The organism is Acinetobacter sp. BIGb0196 (assembly GCF_011759595.1).
Lineage (GTDB): Bacteria > Pseudomonadota > Gammaproteobacteria > Pseudomonadales > Moraxellaceae > Acinetobacter > Acinetobacter guillouiae.
Genome location: NZ_JAAOZA010000002.1, coordinates 382,760 through 396,332, shown reverse-complemented (window position 1 = coordinate 396,332; position 13,573 = coordinate 382,760). Strand labels below are relative to the sequence as shown.

Below are 13,573 nucleotides of genomic sequence, written 5' to 3'. Positions count from 1 at the left end.
ATTAAACCTGACTGCGATATTGCTCTTCACATGCTACAAATCGAAATTCTGCTTGCGCTTCTGCTATCCATTGCTGTACAGCAGGGACGGCTAATATCTTGTCGATATAACGTTGACTGTTTGCTGATACTGCAATGCCATAACCCATAAACCGCATCACAACTGGCGCATAAAAAGCATCGACAATAGTAAACTCATCACCACATAAAAAACTGTCAGAGTCTGGTCGCTCCGACCATAATTGTTCAATCCGTTTTACATCTTGCTGTAGTTTTAAATTTTCCTGCCAAAGCTGTGCACCAATATGCTTTAAATCAGCATCTAAATTCATATCACAACAACTACGCAAAGCCATAAAACTACTGTGCATTTCAGCGGACATCGATCTTGCGCGTGCACGTTGTTTTACATCTTGAGGCCACAATTGTTTTTCAGGAAACTTTTCTGCCAGATATTCACAAATCGCCAAAGAATCCCAAACTAAAAAGCCATCGTCTACTAAAGCTGGGACTTTGCCAGTTGGGTTTATTTTTAAAATACTTTGTTTAAATTGGCTATCGAGGTCAAAGTGATCAAAAGGGATTAGGTGCTCTGTAAATGAAATATTAAAATGCTGAATCACTAACCATGGACGCATCGACCAAGTCGAGTAATTTTTATCACCAATAAACAGTTCTAACATTTTAATACTCCTGTGTTTATTGCTTATTTTGAACTCAGCATACACAAGATAAGACTATTCTAAAAGCATTTCGAAAATTGCTCGCTTTGAAAACAAATCAAGGAGTAGATCAACTACTCCTTGACGATGTATCAGACTGAATTGATTAGAATAAGAATGCCACACCTAAACCAGCTTTATAACTACGGTCTCGCCCTTCCAAATCGACACCCACACTTCCATCAAGTTGGGTACGCTCATTAACCGCATAGATCAAACCAGAGCCTAGACCATACTTATAGTTTTGGCTTTCTGTTTTTGAATAGACAAACTCAGAGAACCCTGAAAGATTACCAGCAATTTTATAACCGACAGTAGGTACAGCGGTCACTGACCAATGCCCATCTTGCACAGCATAGTTCATGGTGATTCCAGTATTGACCAAATCATTATACTGATAATCTAATGATGTGCCGATGCTATAAATATCATCTTCTTCACTAAAACCATCATTGCCCGTTGCAATCAAGGCTTGAGCCAAAATCGCCATGGATAATTTATCATCTTTTAAGTCGATGGCTTTTTTAATCCCAATAGAAACATCACCTAAACCAGAGTCATCCTCTTTAATGCCTCTATATTTGGTTTGAGTCCAAGCTGGACCCTGCCAGCCTAACTGTAACTCCATACTAGAGGTTAAACCAGTACGGAGCAGCATATCACCATTGAGGGTTACAGTTTTTGCTTTTGCGCCATCTACTTTAGTTTCTGTATAGGTTGCACTTGGTAGACCTTGCTCCCAAGCCAATTGACCCACTGGCGTGATTCCTGTTCCAAAACCAGTTCCAGGACGATCAAAAGAAAATTCTGCTGCCATTGCGCTTATACTTAGACTCGAAGCAAGGGCTAATGTGATTCTATTTAAAATTGCCATATGAAGACTCAAAATTTACGATAATTCTTTGGACATTTTCGCACCGCGACTACGTAGTAACTCTAAAGATTCTTTCTCTTCAGGTAAAGCCTGAGACCAATCTATTTGATCAAATTCACAATCAAAGAACAAATCACTGATTGAAGATAAAATGGTCTTACCTTCTTCATCTTTGGTGTTCGGGTCAACCTTATGATCTAAAAGCTTATGAATTGCAGGTACACAGGCTGCGCTTGCTGCATCCCACAGTGGACCATAGCACTCTTCAGTGTCCCACAAATAAAAGTTTGCTTTGGCACTAATTAAAGCATCCAAAATATCTAAATGCGGTTGTAAATCTTGTGCTTTTTGTTCTGCCGTTAAAGGATGACCTGCTTCATAGGCATCACAAATTTTTTCCCACCATTTAAACAATCCATCTGACCAAATTGAAACAGCTGGTCCTTTTTCAGGTTCCATAAAGTTAGGATCAAATCCATCTGCAAGCAAACGTTTGATTTGAGCAAGGTCTAAATCTTCTAAAGCCTGTATAAAGACTTGTTGTTGTGCTGATAACATTTTGATCTCACTATTCTATTCCTATACAACATTATGACGAATATTTTTAAAATAGCTTTGAAAAATTTTAATCGTGTCGCTTTTATTTTATAAATGGCATTTATTGTTCATTTATAACAAAGAAGACAATCAAGGACTGTTTTAAAACCATAAAATTGAAGACCATAAAAAAGCCCCGAAGGGCTTTTTATCAGATCATGCTTCATCTGCATCAGCAAGTTCTAGTTTTCCACCTCGTGGATTTTCAATTTTTTCTAATACGTGCTCTAGGCTACGCTTTACGCGATCTATCGCACCGTGTAATGAAAGATCAATGTTTTTCGCTCGATGTTTTACCACGACTGGCTTCAAACCCGCTGCTTTGACCTCAATCATACACTGGATATCATCCGCCCCACCTTTGTCACCGTTCTCATCACTGATATGAACTGAAAACTGGGTAATACGTTCGCTATGACGTTGGAATTCTTGATTTAGCTCATCGCGTACGTAAGTAATTAAACGATCACTATTTCTAATATTTTTATCTGTACGGATTTCTATATTCATAAAAAACATCCTCTTTCTAATCAAAAAACGAGTGCAAAACTTATATTTTCGGCACACTTTGCGCCTGCTGTATAAGACAGCTTTTCACCTACAATAAATTGGAACCGTAACTCCTCTATTGCAAAGATGAACACTTTTAACGATCTGCAGATAGGTGTTCTTATACATTCAATATCAGGCCATATTGGAAAATATGCAAGTAGATTTTTAACTTTTTTATGAAAAGAATATGAAAAATGACATCTTGTTACGTTACTTTATAATTAAATGATTTAATTGATTTTTTAATGACTAATCCTGACTAAAAACATCAGCTATGTTTAATTCTTAAGCTTTTAATGGATATAAATTTTAAATCTTTGCTTTAAATATGCGACTCACGTTTTAAAACATTTCACCTCTTGATGTTTACATATTTATTTACGTTCCATCTAATTTTCGCTTTATTTTTATTTAAGAATCTGTATTCTTGAAGCGCTTTTCTTGGGGGAAAGGAAGAATTCATGAAACTTACACAAATTGCGGCTATCTGCGCAATCGCTTCAACTGCAACTTTGGCTCAAGCTGCGCCTGTTTGGCAAGATTTTAGTATTACTGGTCTTTATGGTGAAAACTATGAACTAACACCAGATGAGAAACAATCTACCATTACTTTTGAGTATGCTGCCAAACTTAAATACGGTGATTTCTTTGCCTTTGCTGACCGTACCAACAGTGATGGTCAGTCGGATACTTATTTTGAGGTTTCTCCACGTCTTAGCCTAGGTGCTGTTTCTGGGAAAAAACTTGAATTAGGCCCAATTAAAGACGTATTAATTGCGACCACTTGGGAAGGTGGTAAAGATATGAACAACTACCTATATGGTGTTGGTGTTGATTTAGCCATTCCTTATTTTCAATATGCGCAATTAAATTTCTACCGTGCCAATAATGAAATCCAAGAAGATGACTATCAATTGACGTTTACTTACGGAATTCCATTTAAAATTGCATCTGAAGAATTCCTTGTAGATGGTTTCCTAGATTGGTCAACTGCAGAAAAAGATCAAGTTGCTCACTCAAGCGAGTTGAACTGGACGACACAATGGAAATGGAATGCAGGTAAACACATTTCTCCAGATACGCGTCTATATCTTGGTGTTGAACACTCTGTATGGCACAACAAATACGGTGTTCCAGGCAAAGACGAAAATAATGTCAGCGCTTTAATCAAGTACCATTTCTAAGACTGAGCTAAACCTATTAATCAAAAAGCAAAACTTTGGTTTTGCTTTTTTTATTGCCCTTAAAAATAATTCTTTTTAGAATACCCCTATCAATTTTCCATTGACCTGTATCCATGAATTTTCAGATCCGCCCTGCTCAAGCTTCTGACCTAACTGAGATTATGCGTATTTATAATCATGAAATTGCAACAGGTTTAGCAACATGGAACAGCCAATTAAAGACTTTCGCAGATTACCAACAGTGGTTTATAGAATTACAACAACAGCAATTTCCGCTTTTTGTTGCTGAAGAAACAACGACTCATGCCATTGCAGGCTATGCCGATTATGCAAGCTTTAGAGCAATCAACGGTTATCTATATACAGTTGAGCACTCTGTTTATATCGACCCAGAATTTACTCGACAAGGGCTCGGCAAACGCTTAATGCTGAAATTGATTGAACATGCTCAACAGCACAATATCCACGTTATGGTTGCTGCAATTGACCACGAAAATACTGGTTCGATTTATCTACACCAACAACTCGGATTTAAACAAACAGGTTATATGCCACAAGTCGGACAAAAATTTGGGCAGTGGCGTGATTTGGTGTTGATGCAATTAAATTTTGATTAAAATAGAGCAGTATTTATACAGCATCCGTCGTAAATTTTTTTGTCGTTTTTTCAAAATCTGTTGTATAACCATAAACAATATTGCTGAACTTCAGAGCGAATATCGATGAATAAAATGATAATTAGTCTATTGGCACCATTTGCATTGATACTTAATACAGCAAGCCATGCTGCTGACTACGATGAACAAAATATAAAACAGGGTTGTGCCAAACTCAGTCAATATCGTAAATTGGGACAAAAATTTTACGACCAGAAAAACTATAAAAAAGCGCTTGATCAGTTTCAAAGACAAGCATCTTGGAGTGCTTTTTGTCAGTCTGTGGGTGAAGAAGAAGCTGATATTCGGGTTTCAGATAATGACATCGACATTGCCAATAATAATGTGGGTTTAACGTATAGCAAACTCAATCAACCATTATGGGCAAGAGCGTGGTTTCAAATTAAACCCACAAAAACCAGCCAATTTAATTTAAAAAAGTTAGTAACACCAAAACCAAACAATGACTTAACAGGAGAATATGCCAGTTATGCAGGTTTTGGCGAATGGAACAATATCACCATTAAAAAACGTGATCAGAAATATCTCATTCAGTTCACTGGTCTATGGATGGGTGCTCGAAGCCTAATTTATGGTCCAAATATTGGCGAATTTGAAACAGAAATGCCACTTCATGCCAAGAAAGCAAGCTATCGTTTTGAAAATTGTCAAATTGACATCAATTTCACCTATAACTCCTCTTTAGGCAATTTTATTAAAGTGAAAGAATTAAATGAACAAGCCGATTGTGGCTTTGGTATGAATGTTTCATCAACAGGCTATTATCAGAAAGTTGAGCCTCAATAATATAGGGTTTAACCACACCTCCCTCGACTCAGGGAGGTAAACAAAATGTTTTTACGATTCTGTTAAATCGCAACTAAATCACGAATCCCCTTTTCAGGCATTTCTTCACCGATGCCTTGTGCAACCACTTGACCACGTGCCATCACGGTATAGTTATCGGCCAGCTCCTCGGCAAAATCATAGAATTGCTCTACAAGTACAATCGCCATTTCGCCACCATCTGCCAATTTTCGAATCACTCGACCAATATCTTTAATAATCGAAGGCTGAATTCCTTCGGTCGGCTCATCTAAAATCAAAACTTTCGGTTCGGAGGCTAAAGCACGTGCAATGGCTAATTGCTGTTGCTGCCCACCCGATAAATCACCGCCACGACGATGTTTCATTTCGTCTAAGACAGGAAAAATTTCATATAAATGCTCAGGAACTTTACGGGTTTTTGCGCCTGAAAACTTCGCCATGCCGATCAAAATATTTTCCTCTACAGTCAGGGTTGAGAAAATATCACGCCCTTGAGGAACATAGGCCAAACCCGCGCGTACACGCTGTTCAGGGCTCATTTTAGCAATGTCTTTACCATCCAATAAGATTTGCCCAGACTTAATCGGTAAAATTCCCATCAAACATTTTAATAAGGTGGTTTTACCCACACCATTCCGTCCTAAAACCACAGAACACTCACCAATCGGCGCAGTTAAAGTCACATCACGGAGAATGTGACTGCCCCCATAAAATTGATTGACGTCTTTTATTTCTAGCATATTGCTCCCCTTAACGTCCTAAATACTTTTCAATCACATCTTCATTGGCTTGTACTTCCGCCAAGGTTCCTTCGGCTAGAATGGCACCTTGTGCCAGAACCGTAACTTTCTCACTAATGGTGTCGATAAAGCTCATATCATGCTCGACCACAACCAAAGTATGATTCTTTTTTAACTCCAAACATAACTCTGCTGTCCGTTCAGTTTCAGCATCAGTCATTCCCGCTACAGGCTCATCCAACAAGATCAGTTTAGGTCGTTGCATCAACAGCATGCCAATTTCAAGCCACTGCTTTTGTCCATGTGATAACAATCCCGCAGGCTTTTGAATAAACTCTTGTAAACGAATCTGTTGCAACGACTCATCCAAAGCCAACTGTGCATCGGGACTTAACTTGCTAAAAAAACTTTTTTTCACAGTTTTGTCTTTTGGTGCAGCAAGGAGCAGATTTTCCATCACGGTAAAATTTTCAAATACAGTTGGTTTCTGAAACTTACGACCAATACCCGCTTCTGCAATTTGCTCTGTACTCATTTTGGCAAGATCATAGTTTTGACCAAAAAAGGCAGAACCTTCGGTAGGACGTGTTTTACCGGTGATGACATCCATCAATGTGGTTTTTCCCGCACCATTTGGTCCAATAATGCAGCGCAACTCCCCTTCTTCAATGTAAAGAGACAAATCATTTAAAGCCCGGAAAGAATCAAACCATACACTGACTTTTTCTAAGTAAAGTGCAATACCATGGCTGAAATCGGCACCTTCAGCTTTAGGACGACCATAGCCCTCACCGATTTGACCACCATGTTGCGAATTTAAGCCCAAATCTGACAATAGCTCTGACATTAGTGATCCTCCTTTTTAAAGCGCTCAAGCAATCCAATCACCCCTTTAGGGAGGAAGATGGTTACAACGATAAATAATGCACCAAGGATCAATAACCATATTTCAGGATATGCAACGGTAAAATAGGTTTTAACTCCATTGATCAGACCTGCACCTAGAATTGGGCCAATTAATGTGCCACGACCACCTGCTGCAACCCAAACCGCCATTTCAATCGAATTCACAGGATTCATTTCGCTTGGATTAATGATGCCTGCTTGTGGGACATACAATGCACCTGCAATTCCGGCAATCACCGCTGAAAGGACCCATGCCGACAGTTTGTACCACAGGGTACGATAGCCTAAATATTGCAACCGGTTTTCGCTATCACGGATTGCCCCCAACACTCGACCATAAGGCTTATTCATTAAACTACGTAAGCCAATAAAGCTCAGTAACAACACTAAGGCAGTAAGGAAACATAATGTTGCTCGCATAGAAGCAGAGGTAATATCCATCCCAAGAATGGTTTTAAATCCAGTAAAGCCATTGTTCCCGCCAAAACCTGTTTCATTGCGGAAGAACAACAGTGCAGCAGCAAAAGTCATAGCTTGGGTGATAATCGAAAAATACACACCTTTAATTTTGGAACGAAATGCAAAGAATCCAAAGATAAAGGCAATCACGCCTGGTACCAAAATCACCAAAGCCAAAGCCCATAAGAAATGCTGGGTTCCGACCCAATACCAAGGCAGCTCAGTCCAACTGAGAAAACGCATAAAGTCAGGCAATTGCTCGCCTGCTGACTCTCGCATCAGGTACATACCAAAAGCATAACCACCCAAAGCAAAATATAATCCATGCCCTAAGCTCAGGATGCCGGCATAACCCCAGACCAGATCCAAAGCCAGTGCAACCAAGGCGAGACACATGATTTTGCCAATCAAAGTCACCCAGTATGCTGAGAGGTGTAAAGCGGAATCTTGTGGCAACACATGAAACCACGGCAAAATCAGCATCACAGCGAAACATACAGCTATGGCGATTGCACTATAGGGTTTATCTGAAAGTAATGATGTGATTTTCATAGGCTTACTCCACAAAACGACCTTTGATAGCGAATAAACCTTGTGGGCGTTTTTGAATAAACAGAATCACAAGAACCAAGAGAATAATTTTGGCGAGCACTGCGCCCATACCAATTTCGAGAATTGTTCCACTCACGCCTAAACCTAATGCGGCAAGCACAGCACCCCAAACCTGACCAACACCACCGACTACAACCACAAGGAAAGCATCAATAATATAGTTTTGCCCTAGGTCAGGCCCGACATTGCCAACTTGTGCCAAGGCACAGCCTGCTAAGCCTGCAAGTCCTGAACCCAGACCAAAGGCCATCATATCGATTCGGGCAGAACGGATACCGACAGCACGTGCCATCTGACGGTTTTGCGTGACTGCACGGACGAATAGACCAAATCGGGTTTTATTGAGCAAGTAAACCAGTAAAAGTAATACAGCGATGGTGAAGACGATAATCGCGATACGGTTATAGGGCAGCATCAAACTAGGTGTAAGCGAAATCCCGCCTGAAAGCCATGAAATATTTGATACTTCCACATTCTGCGCACCAAAAATCATCCGTACCAATTGCATCAAAATAAGGCTGACACCAAAGGTCGCCAACAAGGTTTCTAACTGACGGCCATACAATGGGCGAATCACGGTTCGTTCTATCAACATGCCAATCAAAGCACTGACTAAAAACGCTGCTGGAATTGCTGCAATCAGGTACCAATCCACATAAGCACCCAAATGGGTTTTAAAAAAACTTTGCACCACATAAGTGGTATAAGCACCGATCATGATCAACTCGCCATGTGCCATATTGATCACACCGAGTAAGCCATAAGTAATTGCCAGTCCTAATGCTGCGAGCAATAAAATACTTGCGGTACTGAGGCCTGAAAAAACATGTCCTGTCCATTCACTGGCTTGAATGCGGGTTTTAATACTACTTTGCGCACTGACCAATGCAGCCTTTAATTCTGGATTTAAGTTTGGCTGTGTTAACGCTTGTTCGATGATCGCTAGAACATCAGGACGACTAGAATCTTTTAGCGTTTTAACCGCCTGAATTTTGGTGAGCGTATCTGGACTATTAAAATCAATTCGTGCTTTTAACTGGGCTAAACGTGCCTTCACCTTATTATTTTTTTCATTGAGATAAAGTTGGTTGATGACCTTGATATCCAGTTCATCTAAATTATTCTCCAAGATATCAATTGCAGCCAATCGCTGTGATGCGTCTATGGACTGTAACTTGATCTTCGCCTGACCAAAGCTTAAGGCTTTGTGCAAGGTATTGACCAGCGTCACTTGATTTAAATCACCTGGCCAATCAGTAATTGCCTGTTCATCTGGATAACTGAACAGTTTATCGCCAGCTTTCATGATGTAGGTATTGCCCGAACTGTCGGTATAAAGCTCGTCGTTTTCGACATAGGCCACCAGCTTATCAAGCTCGTCTATACTTGCTGGCCATTGATTCAGCATCGCTCGACGCTTTGCAAAATCTGCACGTACAAATTTTTGAATGGCATCATCATGACTTGCCGCTGGCTGAGCGGATGACGATTGCGCGCTATGCACAGATTCAGCAAAAATCTGTTGAATAAGAAATAATTGAGAGATCGTAAAAAAAAGTGCTGCGAGTTTCAGTCTAAGTGACATGTGCAACTCCCCCTATTTTTGTTTAAATACAATGACCTTTAAAGTTGAGTCATCAGTTAAGCCCACTATGCATATAGCGGGCTTTTGGGGTCGTAAAGTCTTTATTTAGGAATGTACGGGCTCCATGGTTCCGCTTTGATCGGTTGCGGGCTCTTGTAAACCACATCAAATTGCCCATCACCACGAATTTGTCCAATCATCACTGGCTTATGTAAGTGATGATTAGTAGCATCCATACTTAAGGTATAGCCTGACGGTGCTTTAAAGCTTTGACCTGCCATCGCTTCACGGACTTTGTCCACATCCGTTGTTCCCGCTTTTTCAACGGCTTGTTTCCACATATTGATGCCAACGTAAGTGGCTTCCATTGGGTCATTGGTCACCAATTTACTGGCATTGGGTAGCTTATATTCCACTGCATATTGCTTCATCTTATTGACGAATTCGGTATTCACTGGATTTTTCACAGACATGAAGTAGTTCCAAGATGCCAAATGCCCGACCAGTGGTTTGGTGTCGATCCCGCGTAATTCTTCTTCACCGACTGAAAAAGCCATCACAGGAATATCCGAAGCTTTTATGCCTTGATTACCCAATTCACGATAGAACGGTACGTTAGAATCGCCATTGATGGTGGAAATAACCGCGGTCTTTTTACCTGCAGCGAATTTCTTAATATTGCCGACAATGGTTTGATAATTACTGTGTCCAAATGGTGTGTATTCTTCCATGATGTCTGCATCAGCAACACCTTTAGACTTTAAGAATGCACGTAAAATTTTGTTGGTGGTTCGCGGGTAGACGTAGTCAGTACCTAATAGGACAAAACGTTGTGCCTTACCTCCCTCTTCCCCCATTAAGTATTCAACAGCAGGAATCGCTTGTTGGTTAGGTGCTGCGCCTGTATAGAAAATATTCTTAGACTGTTCTTGGCCTTCGTATTGCACTGGATAGAACAACAGACCATTGAGCTCCTCTACAACCGGTAACACTGATTTACGAGAAACCGAAGTCCAGCAGCCAAAAATGACAGCGACTTTATCCTGAGTTATTAACTGGCGGGCTTTTTCAGCAAATAATGGCCAGTCTGATGCAGGATCGACGACAACAGGCTCAAGCTTTTTCCCCATCACGCCACCTTTGGCATTAATTTCATTGATTGCCATCAGTGCCGTATCTTTAAGCGATGTTTCAGAGATTGCCATGGTTCCAGACAATGAATGCAAAATGCCCACTTTAATTGTGTCACCACTTGTGGCAGTTGCCGATTTATTTTCTGCTGCAGGTTTCGCTTCCGTTTTATCTGCGGGCTTTGAGCAAGCTGTCAACGCAATGCTCCCCATCATTGCCACACCGAGAAGTGTTTTTGAAAACATTTTTTGTTGGAACATCATCTTTTTCTCTCCAAACCTTTTGGTGCATTTTTGAATGCGCGATTTTGCTTTTACCTGACAGGCTTAATTCAATTTTTATGCCAAGTGGAGAATTTGTAATTTTATCGTTGAGTAGTTTTCCTGATAAAAAATAATAAAATCAAAATATTAGACACTGTTATTTTTATATAAGGTGAAGACACATTGATAGGCATCAAATGCCTTTCAATCACTGGATATAGCCAGCACTTAGCAAGTAAAAATGCGAGATTAAAAGCCACACTGGTCAAATTAAGTGCGATTTTTTTTGTTTAAAATGAGCGATGAGAGTGCAAAAAATTTACCCAAAATTAAATTTTTAGGGATTTCGGGATAAATTTTGCTTTACAGCACCAAACGATTTTGACGGGATAATCCAATCCCTAAGATGGATGGAGTAGAGGTAAAAGAATAGGAGAAAAATAGGAAGATAATGCAGAAATAATTTGTACGACGAAGAATATAATTCTGTTTACATCAATGTGATATTTAAGAGGTACCAAAAAAAATGATGCACTGAGGCATCATTTTTTAAATATGCATAAGTTCAGCAATCAAACACTCAAATCAGCTAAATTACCTTTTTGCTCTAACCAGTCTTTACGATCACCTGACCTTTTTTTGGCAAGTAATTTATCCAGTAAGCCTGTTGTGTGATGCGTGTCGTCCAAATCCAACTGCACCAAACGGCGTGTATTTGGATCTAAGGTGGTTTCACGTAATTGACTGGCGTTCATTTCACCCAAACCTTTAAATCGAGTAATTTGCGGGTTTTTAGATTTAACTCTCTTTAAGATAGCTTCTAACTCTTCGTTATCAAGCGCGTAATAAACATCTTTGGCATCATCGATACGGAACAATGGTGGCATTGCAACATATAGGTGCCCAGCATCGACCATTGCAGGGAAATGCTTGACGAAGAGTGCACAAAGCAAGGTCGCGATATGTAAACCATCTGAATCGGCATCGGCAAGGATACAAATTTTGCCATAACGTAATTCGGAAAGATCATCACTGCCCGGATCTACACCGATTGCAATCGCAATATTATGCACTTCTTGAGAGGCCAACACCTCGTCAGAAGACACTTCCCAAGTATTTAAAATTTTCCCACGAATCGGCATGATCGCTTGGAAGTTTTTATCACGGGCTTGTTTTGCAGAACCACCGGCAGAGTCACCTTCGACAATAAACAGTTCTGATTCTTCAAGGGTATGACCGACGCAATCTGACAGTTTTCCGGGCAAGGTTGGACCGGCAACAATCTTTTTACGTTCAACTTTTTTGGCTGCTTTTAAACGGCGACCCGCTTTCGCAATCACAATCTCAGCCAATTGCATGGCCACTTCAGAGTTTTGATTTAACCAGAGTGCAAAAGCATCTTTGGCAATATTTAAAACAATGTTAGACGCTTCTCGGCTTGAAAGACGTTCTTTGGTTTGTCCTGAGAATTGTGGTTCTTGGAATTTAAGCGACAGGATATAATTGACCCCGTCCCAAACATCTTCAGCAGACAATTTGAGATTACGTGGCAACAAGTTACGTAACTCACAAAACTCACGCATCGCATCGGTAACACCTGAGCGTAACCCGTTTACATGGGTTCCCCCTTGTGCCGTTGGGATCAAATTCACATAACTTTCCTGAATTTGTTCGCCACCCTCAGCATTCCAACAAATTGCAAACTCAGCGCTGGCGCGTTCAGCTTCACCCGTTGCAACAAAGGCAGGATCTGGAATGATTTCACGATCTTGTAATTCATCCATCAAATAGTCGACGAGACCATTTTCAAACTGCCATTCAATTTTTTCGTCATTAATCTGGTCAATATAATTAATTTGTAGACCAGCAGCCAATACAGCTTTGGCTTTGAGATTATGTTTTAACGCTTTTAAAGCAAATTTAGGTGAGTCAAAATATTTCGCTTCTGGCCAAAAATGTACTGTTGTCCCCGTAGCACGTTTTGGCGCTTTGCCTTCTAAAACCTCTAAAGGTGCAACAGGTTCACCATGTTCAAACGCCATTTTATAAAGATTGCCGTGGCGTTGAACTTCAACCTCAACACGATCAGACAAGGCATTGACCACTGAAATCCCCACACCATGCAAACCGCCGGAAAACTGATAGTTATCGGTGCTAAATTTACCGCCTGCATGCAGTTTCGTCAGGATAATTTCAATCCCGCTTTGTCCGTATTCAGGGTGAATATCGACTGGCATACCACGGCCATTGTCTTCGACCGACAACGAACCATCTTTATATACCGTGACAGTAATTTTATTGGCATGTCCTGCAAGTGCCTCATCGACAGCATTATCAATTACTTCTTGCGCCAAATGGTTTGGACGAGTGGTATCGGTATACATACCTGGACGGCGACGTACAGGATCTAGACCAGATAATACTTCAAGTGATTGGGCCGTATATTGAGACACGTTGAGTTTTTT

General features: G+C 40.4%; 13 protein-coding genes. 3 read left to right on the top strand and 10 right to left on the bottom strand.

The genetic code is table 11. From position 1 onward, the window contains the following. Position 1: 1 nt before the first annotated feature. From FHR28_RS14565 to FHR28_RS14550, 4 genes are all read right to left on the bottom strand, one after another. On the bottom strand, positions 2 to 682 hold the full coding sequence (locus tag FHR28_RS14565; RefSeq protein ID WP_004718648.1) for a glutathione S-transferase family protein: 681 nt from the start codon (positions 680 to 682) through the stop codon (positions 2 to 4). A gap of 145 nt (positions 683 to 827) precedes the next feature. Then, positions 828 to 1,595, bottom strand: coding sequence for a transporter (locus FHR28_RS14560; protein ID WP_004718649.1), 768 nt, complete (start codon positions 1,593 to 1,595; stop codon positions 828 to 830). 15 nt (positions 1,596 to 1,610) lie between these two features. Beyond that, a complete protein-coding gene (locus FHR28_RS14555) occupies positions 1,611 to 2,153 on the bottom strand; it encodes an ankyrin repeat domain-containing protein (protein ID WP_166782941.1) in 543 nt (180 codons plus the stop codon). Between the two features lie 195 nt (positions 2,154 to 2,348). Further along, positions 2,349 to 2,702 (bottom strand): HPF/RaiA family ribosome-associated protein, encoded by a 354-nt coding sequence (locus FHR28_RS14550; RefSeq protein WP_004718651.1) that lies wholly within the window; start codon positions 2,700 to 2,702, stop codon positions 2,349 to 2,351. A gap of 503 nt (positions 2,703 to 3,205) precedes the next feature. On the opposite strand from FHR28_RS14550, the gene FHR28_RS14545 reads away from it, so the two are divergent. The 3 genes from FHR28_RS14545 (at position 3,206) to FHR28_RS14535 (ending at position 5,391) form a co-directional block, all read left to right on the top strand. Further along, positions 3,206 to 3,928, top strand: a complete 723-nt coding sequence (locus FHR28_RS14545; RefSeq protein WP_004718652.1) for an outer membrane protein OmpK — start codon at positions 3,206 to 3,208, stop codon at positions 3,926 to 3,928. A gap of 113 nt (positions 3,929 to 4,041) precedes the next feature. Next, entirely contained in the window at positions 4,042 to 4,545 is a 504-nt protein-coding gene (locus tag FHR28_RS14540) for a GNAT family N-acetyltransferase (protein ID WP_105713905.1), read from the top strand. Positions 4,546 to 4,650: 105 nt separating this feature from the next. Continuing rightward, complete coding sequence (locus FHR28_RS14535) at positions 4,651 to 5,391, top strand: hypothetical protein (protein ID WP_004718656.1); 741 nt, start codon at positions 4,651 to 4,653, stop codon at positions 5,389 to 5,391. 62 nt (positions 5,392 to 5,453) lie between these two features. On the opposite strand, the gene urtE is transcribed toward FHR28_RS14535, so the two are convergent. The 6 genes from urtE to parE all read right to left on the bottom strand — a co-directional run bounded on the left by urtE (position 5,454) and on the right by parE (position 13,561). Next, positions 5,454 to 6,152, bottom strand: coding sequence for an urea ABC transporter ATP-binding subunit UrtE (gene urtE, locus FHR28_RS14530; RefSeq protein WP_056517139.1), 699 nt, complete (start codon positions 6,150 to 6,152; stop codon positions 5,454 to 5,456). 10 nt (positions 6,153 to 6,162) lie between these two features. Next, entirely contained in the window at positions 6,163 to 6,999 is an 837-nt protein-coding gene (gene urtD / locus FHR28_RS14525) for an urea ABC transporter ATP-binding protein UrtD (RefSeq protein ID WP_004718659.1), read from the bottom strand. Then, positions 6,999 to 8,069, bottom strand: coding sequence for an urea ABC transporter permease subunit UrtC (urtC, locus tag FHR28_RS14520; RefSeq protein WP_004718664.1), 1,071 nt, complete (start codon positions 8,067 to 8,069; stop codon positions 6,999 to 7,001). The genes urtD and urtC overlap by 1 nt, the downstream gene beginning before the upstream one ends. Before the next feature lie 4 nt (positions 8,070 to 8,073). Next, on the bottom strand, positions 8,074 to 9,714 hold the full coding sequence (urtB, locus tag FHR28_RS14515) for an urea ABC transporter permease subunit UrtB (RefSeq protein ID WP_166782940.1): 1,641 nt from the start codon (positions 9,712 to 9,714) through the stop codon (positions 8,074 to 8,076). 101 nt (positions 9,715 to 9,815) lie between these two features. Then, a complete protein-coding gene (gene urtA, locus FHR28_RS14510) occupies positions 9,816 to 11,105 on the bottom strand; it encodes an urea ABC transporter substrate-binding protein (protein WP_166783569.1) in 1,290 nt (429 codons plus the stop codon). Positions 11,106 to 11,680: 575 nt separating this feature from the next. Then, positions 11,681 to 13,561, bottom strand: coding sequence for a DNA topoisomerase IV subunit B (gene parE, locus FHR28_RS14505; protein WP_004718669.1), 1,881 nt, complete (start codon positions 13,559 to 13,561; stop codon positions 11,681 to 11,683). Positions 13,562 to 13,573: the final 12 nt, after the last annotated feature.

Excerpts from the sequence above, each read along its gene's own strand:
- FHR28_RS14565 (WP_004718648.1), bottom strand. The coding sequence starts at position 682 with ATGTTAGAACTGTTTATTGGTGATAAAAATTACTCGACTTGGTCGATG.
- FHR28_RS14560 (WP_004718649.1), bottom strand. The coding sequence starts at position 1,595 with ATGGCAATTTTAAATAGAATCACATTAGCCCTTGCTTCGAGTCTAAGT.
- FHR28_RS14555 (WP_166782941.1), bottom strand. The coding sequence starts at position 2,153 with ATGTTATCAGCACAACAACAAGTCTTTATACAGGCTTTAGAAGATTTA.
- FHR28_RS14550 (WP_004718651.1), bottom strand. The coding sequence starts at position 2,702 with ATGAATATAGAAATCCGTACAGATAAAAATATTAGAAATAGTGATCGT.
- FHR28_RS14545 (WP_004718652.1), top strand. The coding sequence starts at position 3,206 with ATGAAACTTACACAAATTGCGGCTATCTGCGCAATCGCTTCAACTGCA.
- FHR28_RS14540 (WP_105713905.1), top strand. The coding sequence starts at position 4,042 with ATGAATTTTCAGATCCGCCCTGCTCAAGCTTCTGACCTAACTGAGATT.
- FHR28_RS14535 (WP_004718656.1), top strand. The coding sequence starts at position 4,651 with ATGAATAAAATGATAATTAGTCTATTGGCACCATTTGCATTGATACTT.
- urtE (WP_056517139.1), bottom strand. The coding sequence starts at position 6,152 with ATGCTAGAAATAAAAGACGTCAATCAATTTTATGGGGGCAGTCACATT.
- urtD (WP_004718659.1), bottom strand. The coding sequence starts at position 6,999 with ATGTCAGAGCTATTGTCAGATTTGGGCTTAAATTCGCAACATGGTGGT.
- urtC (WP_004718664.1), bottom strand. The coding sequence starts at position 8,069 with ATGAAAATCACATCATTACTTTCAGATAAACCCTATAGTGCAATCGCC.
- urtB (WP_166782940.1), bottom strand. The coding sequence starts at position 9,714 with ATGTCACTTAGACTGAAACTCGCAGCACTTTTTTTTACGATCTCTCAA.
- urtA (WP_166783569.1), bottom strand. The coding sequence starts at position 11,105 with ATGTTCCAACAAAAAATGTTTTCAAAAACACTTCTCGGTGTGGCAATG.